This window comes from uncultured Aquimarina sp. (genome assembly GCF_947500065.1).
In the GTDB taxonomy this organism is placed as follows: Bacteria; Bacteroidota; Bacteroidia; order Flavobacteriales; family Flavobacteriaceae; genus Aquimarina.
Window position 1 is genome coordinate 205409 of record NZ_CANMQT010000002.1, and the last position, 23556, is coordinate 228964.

General features: G+C 33.8%; 16 protein-coding genes and 1 tRNA gene. 6 read left to right on the forward strand and 11 right to left on the reverse strand.

What is annotated here, in order from left to right; all coding sequences use genetic code 11:
• Positions 1-4 precede the first annotated feature (4 nt).
• The gene (locus Q0975_RS06500; RefSeq protein ID WP_299434573.1) at positions 5-895 is read right to left on the reverse strand and encodes a hypothetical protein; all 891 of its coding nucleotides are present in this window, start codon (positions 893-895) and stop codon (positions 5-7) included.
• Between the two features lie 189 nt (positions 896-1084).
• Positions 1085-2146: a hypothetical protein gene (locus Q0975_RS06505; protein ID WP_299434575.1), complete on the reverse strand. Its 1062-nt coding sequence runs from the start codon at positions 2144-2146 to the stop codon at positions 1085-1087.
• 362 nt (positions 2147-2508) lie between these two features.
• On the opposite strand from Q0975_RS06505, the gene Q0975_RS06510 reads away from it, so the two are divergent.
• Together Q0975_RS06510 and Q0975_RS06515 are read left to right on the forward strand one after the other, a co-directional pair.
• A complete protein-coding gene (locus Q0975_RS06510; RefSeq protein ID WP_299434577.1) occupies positions 2509-5940 on the forward strand; it encodes a GAF domain-containing protein in 3432 nt (1143 codons plus the stop codon).
• Between the two features lie 5 nt (positions 5941-5945).
• Positions 5946-6587 carry a response regulator transcription factor gene (locus Q0975_RS06515; RefSeq protein ID WP_299434579.1) on the forward strand — a complete coding sequence of 214 codons (642 nt, stop codon included), beginning with the start codon at positions 5946-5948 and terminating at the stop codon, positions 6585-6587.
• 886 nt (positions 6588-7473) lie between these two features.
• Here Q0975_RS06515 and Q0975_RS06520 read toward each other — a convergent pair.
• The 8 genes from Q0975_RS06520 to Q0975_RS06555 all read right to left on the reverse strand — a co-directional run bounded on the left by Q0975_RS06520 (position 7474) and on the right by Q0975_RS06555 (position 17610).
• Complete coding sequence (locus tag Q0975_RS06520; protein WP_299434581.1) at positions 7474-8556, reverse strand: hypothetical protein; 1083 nt, start codon at positions 8554-8556, stop codon at positions 7474-7476.
• 6 nt (positions 8557-8562) lie between these two features.
• A complete protein-coding gene (locus Q0975_RS06525; RefSeq protein ID WP_299434583.1) occupies positions 8563-11811 on the reverse strand; it encodes an SNF2-related protein in 3249 nt (1082 codons plus the stop codon).
• Between the two features lie 206 nt (positions 11812-12017).
• A complete protein-coding gene (locus Q0975_RS06530) occupies positions 12018-12623 on the reverse strand; it encodes a hypothetical protein (RefSeq protein WP_299434585.1) in 606 nt (201 codons plus the stop codon).
• Positions 12599-14680 carry an N-6 DNA methylase gene (locus tag Q0975_RS06535; RefSeq protein WP_299434587.1) on the reverse strand — a complete coding sequence of 694 codons (2082 nt, stop codon included), beginning with the start codon at positions 14678-14680 and terminating at the stop codon, positions 12599-12601. Before Q0975_RS06535 ends, Q0975_RS06530 begins: the two co-directional genes overlap by 25 nt.
• A 67-nt stretch (positions 14681-14747) precedes the next feature.
• On the reverse strand, positions 14748-15749 hold the full coding sequence (locus tag Q0975_RS06540; RefSeq protein WP_299434589.1) for a WYL domain-containing protein: 1002 nt from the start codon (positions 15747-15749) through the stop codon (positions 14748-14750).
• Between the two features lie 12 nt (positions 15750-15761).
• On the reverse strand, positions 15762-16451 hold the full coding sequence (locus tag Q0975_RS06545; protein WP_299434591.1) for a nucleotidyl transferase AbiEii/AbiGii toxin family protein: 690 nt from the start codon (positions 16449-16451) through the stop codon (positions 15762-15764).
• Positions 16448-16942, reverse strand: coding sequence for a hypothetical protein (locus tag Q0975_RS06550; protein ID WP_298310173.1), 495 nt, complete (start codon positions 16940-16942; stop codon positions 16448-16450). The genes Q0975_RS06545 and Q0975_RS06550 overlap by 4 nt, the downstream gene beginning before the upstream one ends.
• Positions 16943-17537: 595 nt before the next feature.
• Positions 17538-17610, reverse strand: a tRNA-Met gene (locus Q0975_RS06555).
• Positions 17611-18171: 561 nt separating this feature from the next.
• Here Q0975_RS06555 and leuC point away from each other — a divergent pair.
• From leuC to leuB, 4 genes are all read left to right on the forward strand, one after another.
• Positions 18172-19581 (forward strand): 3-isopropylmalate dehydratase large subunit, encoded by a 1410-nt coding sequence (gene leuC / locus Q0975_RS06560; protein WP_299434594.1) that lies wholly within the window; start codon positions 18172-18174, stop codon positions 19579-19581.
• Positions 19582-19719: 138 nt separating this feature from the next.
• Positions 19720-20316: a 3-isopropylmalate dehydratase small subunit gene (gene leuD / locus Q0975_RS06565; protein WP_299434596.1), complete on the forward strand. Its 597-nt coding sequence runs from the start codon at positions 19720-19722 to the stop codon at positions 20314-20316.
• Positions 20317-20548: 232 nt separating this feature from the next.
• Positions 20549-22072, forward strand: a complete 1524-nt coding sequence (locus Q0975_RS06570; protein WP_299434598.1) for an alpha-isopropylmalate synthase regulatory domain-containing protein — start codon at positions 20549-20551, stop codon at positions 22070-22072.
• Between the two features lie 184 nt (positions 22073-22256).
• Positions 22257-23315: a 3-isopropylmalate dehydrogenase gene (gene leuB / locus Q0975_RS06575; RefSeq protein WP_299434600.1), complete on the forward strand. Its 1059-nt coding sequence runs from the start codon at positions 22257-22259 to the stop codon at positions 23313-23315.
• Between the two features lie 54 nt (positions 23316-23369).
• Here the strand turns inward: leuB and Q0975_RS06580 are convergent, their stop codons facing one another.
• Entirely contained in the window at positions 23370-23552 is a 183-nt protein-coding gene (locus Q0975_RS06580) for a CPXCG motif-containing cysteine-rich protein (RefSeq protein WP_299434602.1), read from the reverse strand.
• Positions 23553-23556 lie beyond the last annotated feature (4 nt).

The window sequence follows — 23556 nt, forward strand, 5'->3', positions numbered from 1 at the left end:
TTTTTTAATCTGAGGTTGTTACTACAGCTATACCTAGTGCCCGTGCAATACCAGAACCATCAGTTAGTACCGTTTTAGCACCATTTTTCCAGTAACAAGCATCGAAAGAAAATAATTGTGGTGTTTGTCTTAATCCCCCAGCTCCATACACATCATCACCAACTACAATAATTTGACTTATGGAACTAGACAGGTCATTTGCAGATAAGTCTATCTTTTGACCATCTTCCCAATATATTGCCTTGTTTATCTCATTATCGGTTGCATCCAATGCTCTTTCGGTTGCTGCTACGTAAACCTTGCTATTAGCTGCATAAATAGAAGTCCAGCTTACATTTTGGGCACCTGATAGAACTGTTTTTGCCCCATTTTTCCAGTACACGGCTTTGGAATTTTCCATCCCTGATACATAAACATCATCGAAATCGGTTACATAGATAGATTGTGAATTGACGTTGAAGCTATTATCAGGTAATACAGTTTTAACATCATTTTTCCAATAGACTGCTCTGCTGCCAAAGGATCCCACGTCAATCTCACTTCCAGAGATGTAAACGTCATCATTTGCCGTAATCTGGATGGTATGGGTCAAAGAACTTTCAATGTTATTTGAATGTAAGCCTACTTTTATGCCGTTTTTCCAATAAACAGCATTTAACTGATTGCTCATGTTTTCTTTTTCACTGCCAATCACATATACATCTCCATTATTTGAAACTGCTATGCCCCAAGCGTATGTTTCTGTATTTACCTGTACTTCCAGCATTTGTTTTTCACCATTTTTCCAATACACCGCCCTAGGCGTATTATTTATATTTTCACTACCAGAAATATATACAAAGTCATTATCGGCTACATGTATAGCACTGGCAGTAGAACTTCCAGTTGAGGGCAATACTATTTCATTATCATTTTTCCAGTAGACCGCTTTTGTAATACTTGTAGTTTGCTTTTCTCCTACTACGTAAATATCTGTATCGGCATTGTATGCGCTATCTTGTGAATCATCATCTTTTGAGCATGCTACAATAAGCAGAACTAAAAAAAAATACAGTATGCTTTTAATTGTTTTTTTCATCTTTTTTTAATTTGAAGTTCTTACAGCAATCCCATTTGCGCTTGCAGTAGCAGAACCATCGGTTAATATGTTTTTAGTACCGTTTTTCCAGTACACGGCATCCCAAGGAGAAGATGATGTTTGCCGTAATGAGCCCACCACATATACATCGTTATCAACTACAATTAATTGATTTGGAAAACTACCTATCGATAAATTAAATTTGTTGTTATTTTCCCAATATACTGTGCTAGATACATTACTGTTAGAATCGTGTTCTTCTGCAGATACATACACTTTGTTATTGGCAACATAAATTGAGGAATTAACCAAATATGTACCGTCTGAAACAGGAAACACTATTTTTATCCCATTATTCCAATAAACGGCAGTTGGATAACCAGAAGAAGTATCTTCAACGCCAGATATATAAACATCTTCAGTATCTGTTACATAAATAGATTGCGACTCAGTTTCTACACTACCGTCAGATAGTATAACTCGATTACCGTTTTTCCAATACACCGCTCTACTCTCAAAAGAGGGAGAGTCACGTTCGTTTCCAGCTATGTAAGTGTCGCCATTTGTTGTTATATGAATATCATAAGACTCTGAAGTTGAGACATCGTTGGAGTGCAGATATACTTTTATGCCATTTTTCCAATACACTGCTTTTCTTTCTCCATCAGGGAAAAGCTGCTCACGTCCAATAACAAACACATCACCCGCATCTGACACTTCTATATCTTGAGCTATTGTAGTATTTGTACTATTTGCTTCAAGTACTATTTTTTCACCATTTTTCCAGTATACCGCTCTCCCTAAACTTGTATTTGAATCAAATTCAGTACCACATATAAATACATCATTCGAATTGGTAATATGTATAGCTCTAGCAAAAGAATTCCCTTCTGATGGCAATATAAACGCTTTATCATTTTTCCAATACATGGCTTTATTATCTGCATATCCTACTACATAAACATCTGTTATGGGCTTATCGTCATTAGGTTTGTCATCGTCATTTGAGCAGCTCATTATAATAGCTATTAAAAGAAATACCTTGGTTTTATAAATATTTTTTTTCATGATTTTTATAATTTGCAGTAATGCTTAATCGTGCTATTCTAGTTAAAAAAGTTTAGTAAAAACAACATAGATAGGGTGTGAATTATGGGGAAGAATAGTACGTTAAACTATTGTATATTATTCTTGTGTTATATTTTATTATTAGCTATATCTGCTACTAACAGGACTATACCTTATACCTCCAGTATCAGGAAATAATAATACTCGAAATAGAATACTTAGTAATTTTTTCATTGCTTTTGATTTATGCTACAAAGTTGCGCCAGAAAGTTGTTAAGCGCAATCCCATATATATGTGATTTATAAACCGTTAGTGTTTTCTTACCTTTGGTGGAAAGATTTCATAAGGAAATCAAATTTCAATGTTAAAAAGATTACCATATCGAATTTTACTTGGTGTACTGTGTTGTTTAAATATTGTATTTCTACACTCACAAGACATCGAATACCCAATTAGGGTATTTACTAAGACAGATGGATTGCGCTATGACTTTAAAAGCATACTTCAGGATAAGCAAGATTTCATTTGGATTCGATACCGCGATGAAATACAACGTTTCGATGGGGCTAATATGAAATCCTTTTTAAAAGGAGAAAGAAAGCATTCACTTATTTTAGATGACTCTGGCGTTGTTTGGGTGTCTTCAGGTCAGAACATTTATAAATTTAATTCGAATCACCAAGTATTTGAAAAGGTTGAGAACTCGTCCAAGATTCGAGGCACCAAAATACTTTTAAAGCCCTATGACGATACGTTTCAATTCGTTAGTGATTCAGGTATTTATGAATATCAAAAAAAAAGTAATACGTTTATTAAAAATGAAAATCGAACCCATACTCTTGATGATAATATCAAGATCCGCAGTGAATATGTATCCAATTTTAAACATGTTCTTTACTATAAAGTTGGAGATTCTATCTGTCAACAAAACCTTAAAAGCGGGCAAAAGTCTTATAAACATATTTTTGAAATAAGAAACGTGCTTGCGCAATCAGAGGAAGCATATATTGTGAGTAATTGGGAGTCCAAAGCTTGGTACTATAATAGTTCATCGGATACTATGCATAAATTGTTTCTAGATGAAAATGAGCCTTCGATTATTGTTTTTGATGCCATACCAATACCTAAAAACAAATCATATTTAGCTACTTCCAAAGGATTACTAGTATATAATTCTGATACTGGTGTTTTGACGCCTTTACAGCTATCTTTGAATGGAGTAGGTTTTCCTGTACAACGTTTCAATGCAATTTATCAAGCAAAAGAAAATGAAATTTGGGCTTGTACAGAAAATAGCCTTCTAAATTTCAGGAACAACAATGGTAATTTTCATTTTATACATGGCGACTACGAAGATGAAAAATTTACAACAGATATCAGGAGATTTGTAGCAGATGACCAAGGTAATTTGTGGTTAGCTACTATTAATGGTTTAGTGTATTGGGATCTGAAACAGCAAAATTTTTCCACTATTTATGCAGAAGAAAATGCAAATGATAAGTTGAATCACCCTTCCATTAGAGGCTTGGTTTATGACGGTACATATCTTATCATAGGTCAAACTAACAAAGGAATTTGGTTGTATAACCCAAAAATTAGAACCTTTAAGCGCCCAAGTTTTGAAAATTCTGAAACAGGACAAACTTTAAGAAAAAAAAGTGAGCAAGATTTTGTAAATGACATTAAAACATTAGAAAGTGGGAATCATCTAGTGAGTGCTAGAGACGGTGCATATTTGATTGATGGTAATACCTATGCAATTACCGAAGTTGATTTTCCAGGTAAAGATTTAAATGTGAAATTTTCGTATCAGGATACAAAAGGGAATATTTTTATAGGGACTCTCGGCGGACTATTTTGTCTGGACTCAGATTTTAATTTTAAATATGCCATTACTAAAACATCGGAAATTGCTCCAGCCTACGCAATATTAGAAACATCTGATGGGTATTACATCGGAACCATGAAGGGGGTTTATTTTCTCACAGAAGTGGAGAACAACATCTCTATTAAATCTGTAATTCCTGAATTAAAGCAGCTGTGGATTAGAACTGTTTTTAAAGATAACCTTGATAATATATGGTTTGTTTCAGAAAGTGATATTCATCGATATAATCCAAAAACAGAGATTGTTAATACCTTTGGATTTACAGAAAACGTATTGGGCGATTTTTTTCATCGTGGTAGTTTTTACCCCGATAAAGATGGCAGAGTTTATATTGGCGGCACGAATGGTATTAACTATTTTCATCCGGAGCAGATTAATCTACAGTCAAGGACATTATATCCCTACATAAAAACGGTTCATATCCCTAACTTGGATTCTGTTTTGCCTAATCTAACAACTCCTAAACTTCAATATACGAATAACAATATACAAATTGAAGTGTCTGCGCCTTACTTTGGGAATCACAAAGACATAAACTATCGCTATCAATTGACAGAAAATGATGAATGGTATGATTTAGGAACTAGCAATTATATGAATCTAAGGGGTTTGGCATCGGGAGATTACAATTTTAAAATTGCAGCCTCTTTGGATAGCAAGGAATGGCATGTGTCCGAAAACACATTTAAATTTAAAATACGACCTCCTTTTTGGAAACGGCTTTGGTTTGTTGCCTTAGCCTTAGGATTAATTGTATTTACCTTATTTAAACTTAATGCATTCTTTAAGAGAAAACTTAAAACAGAACAATTACTCAATGGGTTTGCTACCTCATTGTATGGGCAAAGCACTGTTGACGGTATACTGTGGGATACTGCAAGGTACTGTGTGCAAGAGTTAAATTTTGTGGATTGTATTATCTACTTAATTGATAAGAAACGGCAAGTGCTTGTACAAAAGGCCGCGTTTGGTATTAAAAATCCCTTTGGAAAAGAAATTGTAAATAGAATAGAAATTCCCTTTAATGAGGGGATTGTTGGAAGCGTTGCCAGTAGTGCAATTCCTGAACTTATTACAAACACAGATAATGATTCGCGCTACATTTTAGATAGTAAGAAAGCATTGTCTGAGATAACAGTTCCTATCATGGTAGAAGGGAAGGTGTTTGCTGTATTAGATTCTGAACATCCCAAACGCAATTTTTATAAACGTTATCATTTACAACTCTTAAAAAAAATCGCCGCAATATGTTCGGAGCGATTGACAAAATATTTATCAGAAGAAAACTTAAGAAGCGAAATCGCCAGAGACCTTCATGACGAAATGGGTTCTACGCTTACCAGCATTCATATTATCAGTAAAATGGCAGAACAAGATGTAAAAGAAGATTCCCATATAAAAAAGCAATTTAATCAGATTAATAGGTACACCTCTGGTATGATGGATAAAATGAGCGATATGGTATGGGTTGTAAATCCTGCCAACGATAGTTTAGACAAACTCATCTATAGAATACGCGAGTTTGCTATAGAAACACTCGAACCTGCAAGTATCGCTATAAAATTTAAGGAAATCGAAGGTGCACAGGATATTAAAATCAACGCAGCCCAGCGTAAAAATATTTACCTAATCGCTAAAGAAGCAATTAGCAATGCCGTTAAGCATAGTAACGCAGATAGAGTATCAATGATTTTTAAAAATGAAGGTGATTATTTGGTCATGTGTATTGAGGACAACGGCAAAGGTTTTAATTCCAAAAAAGAATTTACAGGTAATGGGCTTAAAAACCTTCAAAGTCGTTCAAATGAAATCAACTCAAAGCTAATTATAGAGTCATCGGAAAATAATGGTGTATCTATATGTTTAAAAATGAATAGAAAAGCGTTGCAAATTATTAACTCCTAAGAATTATGCGAACAAATGTTTTAATATATGAAGACAATGAAAACCTTAGACATAGTCTGGTTGAACTTTTGTCTAGAGAAAAAGAATTTAATGTAATTGGTGATTATCCCAATTGTTTGAAGGTTGAAACAGAGTTACAAAAGCTGCATCCAGATGTTGTATTAATGGATATTGATTTACCAGAAATCAATGGTATTGAAGCTGTAAAAAAAATTAGAGCCAATAATACTAAAGTCCATATTTTAATGTTGACAGTTTTTGATGATACCACTTCGGTTTTTGATGCTTTATACGCAGGGGCCAACGGATACTTATTGAAGAAATATGTATCTACTCGGTTAATAGATGCTATAAAGGATGTACTTGAAGGAGGTTCACCCATGAGTCCAGGAATAGCGAGACTTATTATAAATGATATACAACAAAAAGGAGCCCCTAAATCTGCTATAGATTACAATTTGACACCGCGGGAAATTGATGTTTTAATTTCCTTAGCCAAAGGCAACAGTTATAAAATGGTCGCTGATGACCTCACTATAAGTATTGAAACTGTACGCTCACATATTAAAAACGTTTATGACAAACTACATGTACAGTCACAAGGTGAGGCAATTAGTAAGGCTTTGAGAGAAGGATTAATTGATTAACTAAAATAATTTAGATATAATATGTAGAATCTAATAAAAACACTAATCTAATAACTATACTCCTTTATTTAGTTTATTTAAGTCAAAGTAAAATGACGATACCTTCAATACACCTTATAGGTAGGTTTTTGTATAGTTATAAGCATAGAAAGAGGGGTTCTAACTCTTAGAGTTGACATCTAAAATGCGGTGAATAATATTTCCATTTTCTTTTATCAATTAAATTTGGTGTTAAAGGAAGTTCATTTACAGCAAATAAAAGTATGAGGTGAAAACAGTAAAATGTTGTACCCAAACCATTAAAAAAGCCCTCACATTTCTGTGAAAGCTTGATTTATCTAGTAGCGGGAACTGGATTAACTCCTACACTACGTTTCGTCGTTGGACCTTAAAGGGAAGCTTGCACAAAGAAAACCAATGATGCTGTGCATCATCTCTTTTTTTTATACCCTACAATCTTTAATGCATAGCATCAGATTTTCGGGCATAAAAAAACCAGTTGTTTTCACAACTGGTTTTCCTTGTAGCGGGAACTGGACTCGAACCAGTGACCTTCGGGTTATGAGGGCGAAAATCAAATTTACAAAACACTGTATTTCAGTATTTTACAAAACTAGGTGGGATGAAAATAGCCCAAAATACCGCAAAAACCACCCACATAAACCTCCCACCTAAATTGTGAGAAATTTCATATATCGCCCTAATAATTTTAAAGAAACTATTTTTTTAGTATTAACACCACTTTTATCTATGTTTATGATTCTAGGTTTACCATTGTTTCTAATAACTTTATTCAAGAAGTTCTGAGCAGAATCTTCCATTTAATGGTTATCCTGATATTGCAAGGACAACTTGTAACTTATAAGAATGTTCGAAAAGGGTAATTTTACTTTTCTTTATCAATCAAAGGATCCATTGAATCAGCTTTACTCTTAGCCCATTTTAACCATTCTTTCTTTTTATCACCTAAAGTGTTGTTTTTCTCTGCATTTTTCTCAACTGCTTCAATGTATTTTCTAAGTATTGTGACTTTATGCCATTTCTCACTATCAGAGATAAGTTCTGTAAAACGATCCTTTTCTAATTGAATTAAGCGAAGTTTTTCATTCTCTTTGGCTCTTTCTATTTCCCGTAAGCGCTCTTCCTCTGCTTGTTCCTTTCTCAAGTCATGCCAGTATTTACAATGCTGTTCAATCCAAACAATAATCTCTGCAATATAATCTTCTAGCTTTCTTTTTTTACCGTCAATCCAGTTTTTACGTTGATAAGATGGTCCGGCTTGAAATTCTAATTTGTCTGATTTCACCCAGTTTTCATTACTATATCCTTGTTCGTTTTTTGAGCGGACTCTATTCACTTTTTGTCTAAGATTAATTTCTGTATGTTGCCCAAACATTTCAACAAAACATTCAGTATTTCTATATACTATTGTAGCTTCTTTTTTATAAAGAATAGATATGATTGTATTCATTATCCGAAGCGCTCTATTTCTTAGTTTTATACCTGTATGTATAGGAAGAATATCTTTAAAAAGCTCCCTTTGTATACTAAAATCAGGTTTTAATATTTTATCAAAGTCGTCTAATTTCTTTTTAGTTTTGACAATGAGTAGATGTGGCTTTTTTAGTTTAGAAGGAACTTCAATGTTAAATGATTTATCATTTTTAAGCTCATAAACTTTTTTATGAAAAGGAGATGTTAGAAATGGTATGTTTTCATCCCCTTTATTTCTTTTAACGAGTTTGATTTCTTCTAAATCACTATCGTCAATTACAGGCAGATCAATGACCATAGTTGGTTTGTTGTGTTTGATTTTTTGCCAATGCCCATTTAATGGTAAAGGGATGTTATAATACTTACAAAGTTTTCTTAAGTCATTAGGAGATATGCGATACTCTTTAGATATAGCTGTTGTAGACTTAGACCATACCAAGTCATAGAGTTGTTTTCTGGTTATTGAATCATTCATTTTTTGTTAGGATTTAACATCTGGCACTCCAACAATACAAGCAGCAATTTTGTGATCTATATTTTCGTGAACGGGTAGTTCATTTAGGATATATTCTAATGTATCATAATCTAGGTGTATCCGCTTCATTTCAGCTTTAGTTGTCAAACTCTTTAGATTATAAACATTTCTAGATGTTTTATGTCTATTTCGTTTTTCGTCTATATAAGGTTGCAATATATCAATCCACAGTTTTGCATACGCTTCAAAATCAACATCTCGTTTTTTAGGATGAAATAATGTAAGTAATTCTCGAACCTTGAGTTTATACTTATAATCAACGCTTTTGTCCTTTAGTTTTTCTTTTAAAATGACTTCTGCCACTTTTAACGCTCTTCTTTTTTTAGATGGAAGCAATTCAATCTCTTTATTTTGTAATATAGAAAGATACTTTTTCAAATAGCTGTCGTTCCATTTGATAGAATCACTCTTCTTGGTAATATGAGAGCGAAGCTGTTCGCAAATTTCAGGGAATTCCGTATATATATCTTTTTCAGAGTTAGGCTCAATAAAATACCATTTAGGACTGCGATTCCCATCGCCACGTGTTGCAAAAAAACACCATTCTGAATCTGATTTCAAGAAACTTACTTTGGTTTTAACAGAGTATTCGACTCCTTGATACACATTATATTCTTCTTCGGTAATTAGTGCTTTACTTCCTTCTTTAAGTTCCATAATGGGCTTAAAACTATCTTGGATGCCTTCCCAGGAACTATCTTCAGAGACATATTCTTCAAATTCTTGAATAATATTTTCAATAGTATCCACATTCTTAAAATGCTTATGCTTTAATTCATTAGGGGGTTGAAAGTTTGAGCCCCACATCGTTGAGATAATTTCATTTAACTCCAATAATCGTTTATCGCCACGCAAGGAATAAATATCTGAATCAACGGGCCAATATAAATCAATAGTATCATGCAGTGTATCCATTCTATCCACACGTCCAAATCTTTGTTCTACAATACGGATTACACTTGGTAAGTCTAATAAGGTTACTGAAGAAGCTAATTGCAAATCAACCCCTTCTGACATCTTATCTGAGCAAAGTGCTATAACCTGCTCTTCATTACCTGATAACAAGTGAAATTTTTGTAATACAGATTCGCTATCTTTTTTATTAGAACCTGTTGCCGCCAGAACCTGTACATGAGGGTATTTATTTTTAATGAGGTGTTTGAAATAATTTAATGTCACAACAGAACTATCAAAAGCAATCACTTTTTTATGATCTTTTAATTGATTAATTAAAGTCTTGATCTTACCTATTTCTCTGCTATTAGATAGTGTTTTAGTTAAGTCTGCTATTTTAGTATAAATACGCAATTCCTCTCTACAGGCTTTATTGTATTCATCAATATCCGTTAGCCAAATAGGTTTTTCACAATCTTTAAATATTTTACTTACCCTAGGTGTTTTGTTTAGTGTTATAAGTTTATTGATTTCATCCAGTTTTACTTTGTTTTGTCTGTTTTTTGGGCAATCGAATTTTTCAATATTAAGGACTTCTTGCAATCCTAGTATATGTTCTAACAAGGCTACTTTAGAAGAGCGAAGTCTTGAACGAATCATATAAATAGATAGCTTTTGAGCAGCAGTAATCCTATTATCAAAATACCCTTGTTTTGTATCTTCTGGTAAGTCAAATTTTGGATTATTTATTTGCTTCAGGTATGTAATTCCTTTTAAGTTCTTACATAACTCATTGATTTGCGATACGATTTCAATATCAACTTCTGTTTCTAACGTTTTGTATGTCTTTGCGTTTTGTTTTGGAAACTTACATCTATTATTTAATGCGTTTTTGTAGAGTTCTGGTTCTTTTTCGATCTGTTTATTGATTACAGATTTTGTTCTTCTTACCGTAAACTTGCTTACGAAACTTTTAAGCATTTCAATGTTCGCTTCGTTCTTTAAGTTAGGTTTATTTTTTAGTTCAGCATAGCCTATAAAACTCTCGTCGTCCAAATTATCTACATCCAATAACTCTACTATTTTGAGTAAATCATCTATCTTTTTATTAATAGGTGTTGCAGTAATTAGGATTTTAAAGTCCGAGCTATTTTTGCGAATAGCTTCACTTCGTTTTGTAGAAAGGTTTAAATAATTATGCGCTTCATCAATTGCCAAAATATTAGCTAATTTCAACTCTTTCAAAGCTATTTCTAACTTTTGCTTTTTTGCATTACTTAGAATTCCGGAAGATGTTTGGTTATTCGATACTGTAGAAAGGTTCATAAATTCATTTTTCCACTTACTAACAACCAACGGAGGACAGACAATTAATGCATTGTCTTTATCTCTGCGTCCGGTTTCCCATAGCCAATTCTTTAAGGCTAAAATGATAGTAGAACATAATTTCGTTTTTCCTGCTCCTGTAGGATCAGCTATTAACACATTTGAGTTTTCTTGTAAAATAGAAATCGCTTGTGCTAAACCTCTCCATTGCGTAGGCCATAGTGTTGTTCCTTTCAATTTTGCCATTAACAGTTCGTAATCATCTAGCCATTCTCCCTCTAAGACTTCGGCAATTGCTCTAGCTAAGGCATCTCTCCAGTCAACCTGTTTAATAAGACTTTCTAACAATTGTTTGATACGGTCATAATTAGTTGCTCTATCAAAATAGTTATCAGCAATTAGCTTTATGTCTTCATATTTTTTTGGTTCAACATCTGCTAAAATTCGAGTATTAGCTTCAGCCTGTATATTTAATCCATTAAAGCTGAAGTTAGATGACCCCAACATCGACATTCTATCACTTGTATAGATTTTAGCGTGAAGCTTGTCATAAAACTTAATTTGTACTTTACCGTTCTCTATTTTCTGAATTAAGTTCATTACACTTCCTCCAGAAAGAATAGACAAGCCTTTTTTAAGCCAATATTCCTTGATTTCTTTTTCCAACGGCCAAACGTGATAACGTTTTCTTCCTACCATATTAGGTTCAAATCCTAATACAATTTTAACACAAATTAAATTGTTTAGTTCATTATTTCCGAAGGTATCGATAAGGTGAGACAGAGAGGTGAAACCAGTAAGAATAATAAGTTCTTTACTAGCATTTATATCTTCTTGTAAAACGCTTTGAACATTTCTGTTGTATTCCTTTAGATTAAGCGGAAAATCTTCTTGTTTTGGCCAAACTTCTAAAGGCGTTATAGACTCTTTATCAAAACGCAATACATATTGTCCATTTTGTTCGTTTTCAAACATAGGCACTCCTTTACCGTTCAGTATTAAAAATACTATTAAAGTTTTTAGGGGAATTTTAGTAAGTCTAGTAGTACAAGTATAGCTTTTTTCAGCAAAAAAATAAAATATGAATCGCTTAAAAACAGAAAGTTACACTATTCAAGTTCTATAATTTCTTCTGCTCGATCATCAAAAAAGAAAAGACGATCAAAATTCTTATAACACTATTAAATATTCAAGACACTTTTAAAATGTTTTAAATCATTATAAAGTAAGTCTTTATCAATCATCCTAAATAACCTATAATTGTTACAATGTAATCCACAATTGCATTTTTTTAAACTCTGACCTGAACTACAATAACACAAATCTCTTATAGTCAGTTTTTTATTTTGTAATCTTTGCAATATTAATCTTCCAATACTCATAATATCAGTTATTCCTAATATATCCTGATAAGATTGGACAACTCCCTTTGAGCCGTGATCATATTCAGTATAACAATATATTCCATTAATTTCATAGTACGAGTTGTTTTCAAAATAGCGAACAACAATTTCATCTACAAACTTTATTAGTGACGTAATTTTCGTTTTCAAAAGAATCTGGGATTTAGCTCCTGTTGTGAAACAACAAGAGCCAGTATCTGTATATATATGTCTATCCATTTTTATAGGGATACGACCTCCAACCTCATTAACAGTAGGAAAAAATCTAGGATATGAATTTAGTTTTATAATCAAATCATAACTATCTCCATCTGGTAAGAATAATTCACCACCCAATGAATTATCTACTGAATAGTAAACTAATCCTTTATGTTTGCGTAACACTTCTTCAATTCAATACTTTCTTTTGCGGGCTCTGAAATAGAAATGATTTTAATAGCCTGTTCCAAAATGTAGTCCATATCTGTAATAGCGCGCTCCATTCTATTAATGGTGTTTATTAAAGTATGTATTTCTATCTGCTCTGGGGTATCTGTATCAAAAACCGGTACAATTGTTTCATTATTTTCAATTGTATCTTTAGTTTTTATTTTCTTCTCTAAAAACGATTTTAATGATGTGAAATCATTACCCAGTCCAGATAATGGTTGTTTAAGTGTGTGCTTAAGCGTTTTTATGAAATCTTGTTCCTTATTAGTAACATCTTCTTCTTGAACTGGTTTCTCTGTTTTCCTGAATTCTTTAAACAGAATGTTTTTTTGCTCTTCTAAACTAGGAATTTGTATCCTAATTTCCATCAAAGCCCTGAGGTTTAACCTCGCTATAGTAGCCCTTTTGGAATAATATTCTACCTGCCTAGTAACATAAGGTTGTTCTAACTCTCTGGCTACATATTCATCTATAACCTCATCTTCATTAAATTTTAACCAATACACATTTTGTCCTAACACAAAAGATGTGTCGTCTGGCAAAACAGAGGCCTTAATTCTTTTATGAAATGCACTTAATACAACGCCTCCTCTTACTATATGTTTATCAATATTTTTAATTTCATCGTGATCAATCCCAAGCATATTTTCTTTTGGCTCGAAATAGAGGTCATTTTTATCTATATCTCCCACTTTTATAAGCCTATACTCACCACCGACATATAAGCTATTTTTATTCCGGAACATGGCTCCAGATTTACGTTCCTGGATTAGTTTCCCTATATGATATAACTGAAAACCTGATTTAACTTTTATATCATCAATATCAATGACATATTGCTTTGGGTTTAAATCAAAATGAAAGAGATCTTCATGAGCTATAGTTCTAGAAATATCTCGAACGGATTCTTTATTATTTATATTTCTAACCACCTCTGCAATATCCTCTTTTAATATATTTGAGGCATCCATAAAGAATACTTGATTATCTCTATTGTTAAAATCGAAAATAAGCGTGGACACATTAATAGTTGTATTTTCGAACATCCCATTAGGAAATCCAATAACAGCTTCTAAAGCACCAGAGCTTATAATTTGCTCTCTAGCCTCCTTATTAAAGGATGTATTACTGCTTAAAACACTAGACGGCACAATTAGTATTGCTTTATCAATCTCGTTATAATTATTCCGTAATTTGGATAAAATAACATCAAAATCCCCTCTTGAATTTCTCGCCGCATTTCTTCTAAATGGCGGAATAAAAATGCCTGTAGTTTTAGTTTGGGCTGCCATGTAGGCAAAATTACCCTGATCAATAAGTTTTGAAATTATATGATTAATTTGATCGTCATATTCATATTCATTGAAAAAGTTTAGACTATGCTCGATTTTAATTGAAAATGTCGCTCCTTTGTTATCAGCTGCAATTTTTAATAGAAAGTCATTGTATCCTTCAAAATAAGTAGAAATTGCATTATCGTTTTTTGTAAACCAATCTAAACCCGATAGAACGGTAATTAATTTATCACTTAATCTTAAAGAATTCCTATTAGACTGTTTAAAAAACCAATCACATAATTTGTAAGCCACAAGCAACTTTTCCCTTGGGCGCCTATTATGATCTCCATAATTGACACCTATTTTAGAAACCGAATTGTAGTAATATTGGTAATTATCCTCATGCAATAACTCTTCGAGTGCATGTATCAATATATTGATTCTATTTGACCTACCTGATGTTCTTGTAATATCTGATTGGTGAACCAGTATATTTTTATATTGCTGAAACTTTAAACTTACTATATCATCCTTAACCAATTTTATTTTACCAGATTCCCTAGTAAATAATTTCGAATAATTATTAGCCCTAATAGTTACTTGTGAAGCAGACACAGGAAGACCATCTTTACGCTTATAAAGTTTTTGATTATTTATAGTATCAGCTATATCTCTTGATAAAAGAGGCTTTTCTGCATTTTGCAGTACTTGTTCTATAGCTTCGTGTAAAGTCATAATTGTTATATCTCTTTTTAATTCACTCTGCAAATTAACAACCTAATTATGCAAAGTATCTGCATAGTTATTCAAAATAAAAACTTTGCATCAAGCTTGAATGTTCTCGTATTTGCGATCTCAAACTAGGAGGTTCCAACACCTCTAAATCTTGCCCATATGACAATAGCTGTTGTACCAATTCTTTATTTATTATCGTTTCAAACCAAACTTGATCTTGTTTATCGTCTTCAAAAAACTCTTCAAAATCTGGTTGAAATGGTTTTGTTTTAAAATAGTTTTCTCTCCCATTATGGAATCGTAAGACTACCCTTTCTATTTGCGCTTCTTTAGGCCTTACCACGCCAACCACGGTTCTAAAAAATGTTTCCCAATCTATAGCTGATTCTAAATATTTTACATCTTCAAGTGTTTTAAAATCAATTAATCTTTCATCTAACGGAATGCTCCATGCTGCAATGTCTCTAGTTTTGTTGAAACCAAAAATAAACCACCTCCTGTTATATTGTTTCAAAATATGAGGATGAAATTCAAATACAGAAGAAGATTCGTCCTTAAATCCTTTAAAATTTATTTGTAGTACTTGCTTTTTCTTAATTGCTAGATATAATGGCTTTAGGAATCTTATTCCTCTGTATTCTTCATTATGGTCATAAAACAAGATTCTTTTAGCATCATTTTCTTGTTCCTCTTCATCTTGGAACTTAATTAAAGCTTCTGCCAGTTTGTTATATTTTGGGTGATTCTCAAACCGAGATAACAGTTGTTGAGCAGCTTCAACTAAATATTGCTCATATTTCTGTAAAGGTCTCTGTGCAATGGTAAAGTTGGTATCAGAATAAGTATATGTTCTTTGGCCTTCTGGAAGTGGAGCATCAAAACCATTCTCTTTATCTCTAAATACTTTAATGTCTTCACGTAATGTTCTTTCTGAAATTTCTTCGCTAGGATATAGTTCGGAAATACTTTCATTGAGAGTTCTTAACAACTCTTCAAAGCCATACGATTTATTGCGAAAGCAATAATCTAGAATATTATATCTCAAATGTGCGTGCTTACTATTTGCCATTATACTATTCTTTTAACTTTTTAAAACTATTTCCACCCTCTCCATTATCTTCTTATATCGTACTTCTTGAGTTTCGTAAAACAGATTTCCTAAAATAGCCTCCTGCATTCGGTTTGAATCTAGAATATTTTGAAATTGTTCTAGTAAATACTCTTTTACATCGTTATTTGCATTCGAAACAATCTCGTGCCAGTCGGTTCTATTATCGAGAATATAGATAATATCTTCAAAATCGTGACTCATTCTTGGATCTTTCCCACCGCGTTCTGCGTGCGCTACAAACTTACTTGCCAAAAAATAGGGTAAAGGCATGATATTAATAGTACTTTCTTCTATTTGAACTTGTTCCATATGTTCAAAACCAGATGCAAACCACGGGTTTGCTGGTGCCCATCCTATAGGCTCTGTTCCCATAACGTCTACAAGAATATCATCTAGTCTAAACCTGCATATTACATCTAGATCTGCTGCTTGCTTAAAGCCTTTGGCAATCAGTTTTTCTCTAATTTCCTCTAGATGTGGGATTGACACAATTTTAATACTGATATCTATGTCCTTGGTTGGTCTTACATCATCTGCTGCTGGATCATTTATATATAGACTCACCGTTGCGCCACCTACGTAGATTACTTCATCATTAAGTTCTCCTAAAGCTTGAGCAACACGCTCGATAATCTTTCTATTTATAATAGTATTTTTCAATCAAAATGCTTTTCAAGTTCAACGATTGCCATTTTTTGCTCTCTTACATTGCCTAAACGTATAGCATCTACCAAAGCGAGTAATTTGTGGAGTAATGAATCTCTCAATACGGCTTCTGGGACATTGTTATGTAAGGGTTCTATAGAAAAGCCACGATCTGTTCCTTCGGCATAAGGCCATACATAAACTTCATCGCTTTGTATCACTTCGGATAGAGGCAATGTACTATGCGCAGTAGCAACACCTCTCACTAATGCGCCAGGTCGTTGTGGATACACATATTTCAAACCAAATTTTAAAAACTCTAGCAAAGAAGATTTCATCACTCGTTTTTTGTCACTCGCAATCAAACCAGCTAGCACACTTCTATTGAGTGATTCACTTACTTCACTGTTGCTAATTCCTAATTCATATGCAATGTCTTTCATAATCCATTCAGTATCATCTTTAGCGATAATCTTGAGGAGAATAACGACATCTTGTGGCCGCATACCGTTGTGCTTCTTCATAATAAATACTTTAATTCGCAATTCGCGAATTGCAAAATACGAATTTAATAAAAATGAAAATTGAAACCTATTTAAAAGAAATAAATTGAAGAGGTGCTCATCTGCTCATCTTAATTAGATGTTCAGTGACAATGAACAGTCTAAACTATTGAACAGGTAATTATACTTCTGCCAAATTAATCCCCTTCCTTTCAAATTTTCAAAACTTTATGAAGCAGATAATTTATAATACTATTTTATGAGATATGTTGCTAAAAAAGCTCATTAAAAAGATTAGAAAACTACAGTTCAATTTTATGATTGTAAACACCTAAATCTATAATTTTCGACTTTTAAATTAAAAAAACCTCCCACCAAAACCTCCCACCCGTGTGATAGAAATTATTATGCTTTTAAAAAATACACGCATAAACAACTCATATATAGTGTTTTATAGGAAAAAGTAGAAATTGTGATCTTCGGATGGATATTTGTAGAGTTACACACTTTTTAAGGCAAAAAATGAATTTTTCAGGTAAATTAAGCGGAAAACAAAAAGGCTAAAACATTTAAAATCAATGTTTTTAGCCTTTACTAGTAGCGGGAACTGGACTCGAACCAGTGACCTTCGGGTTATGAGCCCGACGAGCTGCCTACTGCTCTATCCCGCGATATATAATTAGTAACTTACTTGTCTTTCAACTTCGAGTTATGAGCTCGACAAATCACTTATTACTCCTTGCGGACGGCAAATATACAACCTTTTTTAGCTTTGCAAAGCATAATTAACAAAAACTAACATTTTTTTTACACAAACCTTTCTTACGCCTTGATTTTAAATTATATACTGAAATAAAAAATAATAGTATTTCCTAAAATCAATATCTTTTTTATCAAATTATCTAAAATTACTGCTAATATTGAGATATGCTTAAAACTACTCTTCACTTGATAGTTTTATTAGCTGATATCTTCCATAACTCGTAAATTTACCTCCTTTTTAACATTTAATCTGTATTATATATTAAAATTTCGTTATGAAGGTATCAATCACAATAAAATATGACATTTTCTATGTTTTAGCATAGCACCGCTACGGTTACATATAAAAATGGAGCAAAGCGGTATATTTTGAAGTGATTGGAAACTGTAATAGATTTTTTAATGTGTAATCCAGGTTTCAATAACAAGATGCTAAGTGCATCTAACGTATTTTAGTAAAGATCGTAAAAATGAGTAAGACATTATTTGACAAAGTGTGGGATTCACATGTAGTACGTAATATAGAAAATGGCCCTGATGTGTTTTTTATTGATCGTCATTTTATTCACGAAGTGACTAGTCCTGTAGCTTTTTTAGGACTAAAAAGTAGAGGAAACACCGTGTTATATCCAGAGCGTACGTTTGCTACTGCAGATCATAATACTCCAACTATAAACCAACATTTACCTGTAGAAGATCCTTTATCAGCAAATCAATTAAAAGCATTAGAAGAAAATGCTGCGGCTTGGGGAATATCTCACTGGGGATTAGGACATCAAAAAAATGGTATCGTTCACGTAGTTGGTCCGGAAAACGGTATTACATTGCCTGGAGCTACCATCGTTTGTGGAGATTCTCATACTTCTACACACGGAGCTTTTGGAGCTATTGCCTTTGGTATTGGTACATCCGAGGTAGAAATGGTATTATCTACACAGTGTATTATGCAGCCTAAACCAAAAAAGATGCGAATCAATGTGAATGGTGAGCTTGGTTTTGGAGTAACACCAAAAGATGTTGCATTGTATATCATTTCTAAATTATCAACTTCTGGTGCTACCGGTTATTTTGTAGAATATGCAGGAGATGTATTTAGAAATATGACGATGGAAGGTCGTATGACCGTTTGTAACCTAAGTATAGAAATGGGTGCAAGAGGAGGAATGATTGCTCCAGACCAAAAAACATTCGACTATATAAAAGGGAGACCATTAGCGCCTAAAGAAGAAGCTTGGGATACTGCCATGGAATATTGGCAAACCCTAAAAACAGATGAAGATGCTGTTTTTGATAAAGAACTCACTTTTAATGGTGCAGATATTGAACCGATGATTACCTATGGTACCAATCCAGGAATGGGAATAGGTATTACTAATAATATCCCCAATGCAGAAACTATAGAAGGTGGTATTGCTACATATAAAAAATCGCTGGGGTATATGGACTTTAATGAAGGAGATGCGATGATAGGTAAAACTGTTGATTATGTATTCTTAGGAAGTTGTACCAATGGTAGAATTGAAGATTTCAGAGCTTTTGCCTCTATTATTAAAGGAAAAAAGAAAGCTGAAAACATCACTGCTTGGTTAGTTCCTGGATCTCATGAGGTAGAAGGATTAATCAAAGAGGAAGGTTTACTAGAAATCATAACGGATGCTGGATTTACACTAAGAGAACCAGGATGTTCTGCATGTTTAGCAATGAATGCAGATAAAATTCCTGCAGGAAAATTAGCGGTAAGCACCTCTAACAGAAATTTTGAAGGAAGACAAGGACCTGGATCCAGAACCTTATTAGCAAGTCCTCTTGTTGCTGCTGCAACTGCAGTTACCGGAGTAGTAACCGATCCTAGAACGCTTTTAGAAGAAATTACGAACTAGAAATAAATTAATTGCATATACATACAATCCTTTCTCCCTTGGGAACGACATTGTGTAAACAATGGGCGAGACGAAGCGCTGGAAATGAGGGAATCGAAAGAAATATGCAATTAATTTTCTTAAATAAAACATTATAAAATGGCATACGATAAATTCAATATAGTAACCTCTACAGCAGTACCATTACCGATAGAAAATGTAGATACTGACCAAATCATTCCTGCTCGTTTTCTGAAAGCCACAGAACGTAAAGGATTTGGTGATAACCTTTTTAGAGATTGGAGATACAATGATGACGATACTCCTAAAGAAGATTTTGTATTAAACAATCCTACCTATAGCGGTAAAATTCTTGTAGGTGGTAAAAATTTTGGATCGGGATCTTCTCGCGAACACGCTGCATGGGCAGTCTATGACCACGGATTTCGATGTGTGGTTTCTAGTTTCTTTGCAGATATTTTCAGAGGTAATTGTCTTAACATAGGAGTATTACCCGTTCAGGTAAGTCCAGAATTTCTAGAAAAAATATTCAACGCAATAGAAACGAATCCTGATACAGAAATTGAAGTAAACTTACCTCAACAAACCATTACAATCAAAGCATCCGGAGCCTCAGAATCTTTTGATATTAATAGTTACAAAAAAGAGAATATGCTCAATGGGTATGATGATATTGATTATCTAACTAAAATGAAATCAGAAATTCAGGAATTCGCAACTACGCGTCCTTTCTAAATAAATAATTAGGGCGTTCCCTTCCGAGGTGGACAGACAAGCGGACTACCTGCCTACCTGCGATGAGCAGGCAGGTTCGTTATATATTTTTTACTTGTTCTCGATAGATCCCGAAACAAGTTCGGGACACTCGAACTGACGTAAAAAAGGATGTCACTTCTATCCTTAACGCAAGAGATAATAAGACCTGTCAGGTTTCAAAAACCTAACAGGTCTGAGAAAGAAAATAAATATGAGTACACGATCAATAGAAATCATGGATACTACACTCCGAGATGGTGAGCAAACCTCTGGGATATCCTTTTCTGCTTCAGAAAAACTAACAATTGCTCGTCTTCTTATAGAAGAATTAGGTGTTGATCGTATCGAGGTGGCATCGGCAAGAGTATCCGAAGGTGAGTTTGAAGCAGTTAAAAACATTATTGATTGGGCTGATGAAAATGGATATATTGATCAAGTAGAAATACTAACCTTTGTAGATGGGGGAAAATCCATACAATGGATGAAGGAAACCGGAGCAAAAGTCCAAAATCTGCTAACCAAAGGATCATTAAATCATCTAACCTATCAATTAAAGAAAACTCCAGAACAACATTTTGAGGATATTGCTAAAGTTTTCCAGCAAGCAGCTCAAGAAAAAATCACCACCAATGTCTATTTAGAAGATTGGAGTAACGGTATGCGTAATTCCTCCGAGTACGTATATCAATTCCTTGATTTTTTATCCACGCAGCCAATAAAAAAAGTTTTATTACCCGATACCCTTGGAGTTCTTATTCCTTCTGAAACATACGCATACATATCGGCTCTGCGAAATAAATATCCAGATTTACATTTTGACTTCCACGCGCATAACGATTATGATCTTGGCGTTGCTAATGCTATCGAAGGAGTTAAAGCTGGAGTAAACGGTTTACATGTTACGATGAATGGTATGGGAGAACGAGCAGGTAACGCACCATTAGCAAGTGTAGTGGCCGTTATCAATGATTATTTACCAGAAGTGACGATCAATGTAAAAGAATCAGCACTTTATAAAGTGAGTAAACTAATAGAAACCTTCTCTGGATTTAAAATTCCCGCTAACAAACCTGTGGTAGGTGATAATGTTTTTACACAGACCGCCGGAATCCATGCTGATGGAGATAACAAACATAATTTATATTTTAATGACCTGATGCCGGAACGCTTTGGTCGAAAGCGCAAATATGCACTAGGAAAAACCTCTGGAAAGGCTAATATCGAAAAAAATCTTCAGGAACTAGGATTAAAACTAAGTCCAGAAGATATCAAAAAAGTTACTCAAAAAATCATTAAGCTCGGTGACAAAAAAGAGGTAGTAACTCAAGAAGATTTGCCATATATCATTTCTGATGTATTAGATAGTAAATTGTACAAAGACAAAGTAAAAATCAAATCGTATGTTCTAAATCACGCAAAAGGCCTAAAGCCATCTGCCACACTCGCTATCAAAATGGATGATGAAGTTATCGAACAACATGCGCAAGGAGATGGGCAATATGATGCATTTATGAATGCTTTGGAAAAAGTATATAAGCAAAAAAATAAAATATTGCCGCAGCTAATTGACTATGCAGTAAGGATTCCTCCCGGAAGTAATTCTGATGCATTATGCGAAACCGTAATTATTTGGAAAACTGAAGTAAAAGAATTCGTAACCAGAGGATTAGATTCTGACCAAACAGTTTCGGCTATTAAGGCAACAGAAAAAATGTTAAATATTATTGAATTATAATATTAAAAACACCTCTGTCATCTCAAGTGGAGTCGAGAGATAGCTACTTAAAGAATCAATACATTTCGACTCCGCTCAATGTGACAGTATAACTATAAATAAAAAATGACGATCACGCCTTTCGACTTCGCTCAAGGCTCAGTCTGACAAAAGGCATAAATATTAGAATTAAGAATAAATACATATGGAATTAAACATAGCACTACTCGCTGGAGATGGAATCGGACCAGAAGTTATAGATCAAGCAGTAAAAGTTTGTGACACGATTGCGAAAAAATATAATCATCAAATAAACTGGACATCAGCATTAACTGGTGCAGCTGCCATTGATGCAGTTGGTGAACCATATCCTGATGAAACTCATGAAATTTGTGTAAATGCAGATGCCGTATTATTTGGAGCTATCGGGCATCCTAGATTTGATAACGATCCTTCTGCAAAGGTACGCCCGGAACAAGGACTGCTAAAAATGCGACAGAAATTAGGTTTATTTGCCAATGTGAGACCTACATTTACTTTTCCTTCATTGATTGACAAATCACCTTTAAAACGAGAGCGAATCGAAGGTACAGATTTAGTATTCCTTCGTGAATTGACTAGTGGTATTTATTTCGGAAAAAGAGGTAGAGAAGATAATGGAAATACTGCCTATGACACCTGTACTTATACACGTGCTGAAGTTACTCGCTTAGCCAAAAAAGGATTCGAAATGGCGATGACGCGTAGTAAAAAACTATGTTGTGTTGATAAAGCCAATGTACTGGAATCTTCTCGTTTATGGAGAGAAACTGTACAGGCTATGGAAAAAGACTACCCAGAAGTTGAGGTAAGTTATGAGTTTGTGGATGCAGTTGCCATGCGATTGGTACAATGGCCTAACTCTTACGATGTATTAATCACCGAGAATTTATTTGGAGATATTCTTACAGATGAAGCTTCTGTAATATCAGGATCTATGGGATTAATGCCTTCCGCATCTTTAGGAGAAAAGACGGCTTTGTTCGAGCCTATTCATGGGTCGTATCCTCAAGCAGCAGGAAAAAATATCGCTAATCCATTAGCAACGGTACTTTCTGCTGCGATGATGTTCGAAACTGCTTTTGGGCTACATCAAGAGGCAGCCGCAATTAGAAATGTCGTTGACAAATCCTTAAACGAAGGAGTGGTTACGGAGGATTTGGCTGGAGAACAAAAAGCTTACAAAACCAGTGAAGTTGGAGATTGGTTGGTAAAGAATATATAAAACACCAAACCTCACAGGTCTTTGAGACCTGTGAGGTTTATAATACAACAGTTATTACTGCTCAATACTTACGGCTTCAAAAGATACTAATTCTTGATCTTCGAATCTAGGTCTTACCATTATTGGATTGCAACACACTTCGCAATCTTCTACATATTCTTGATTGGTAACCGAAACGTCTAATAACATAGATATCTCTTCCCAACAATATGGACATTGAAAAAAATGTTCGAGCATACTA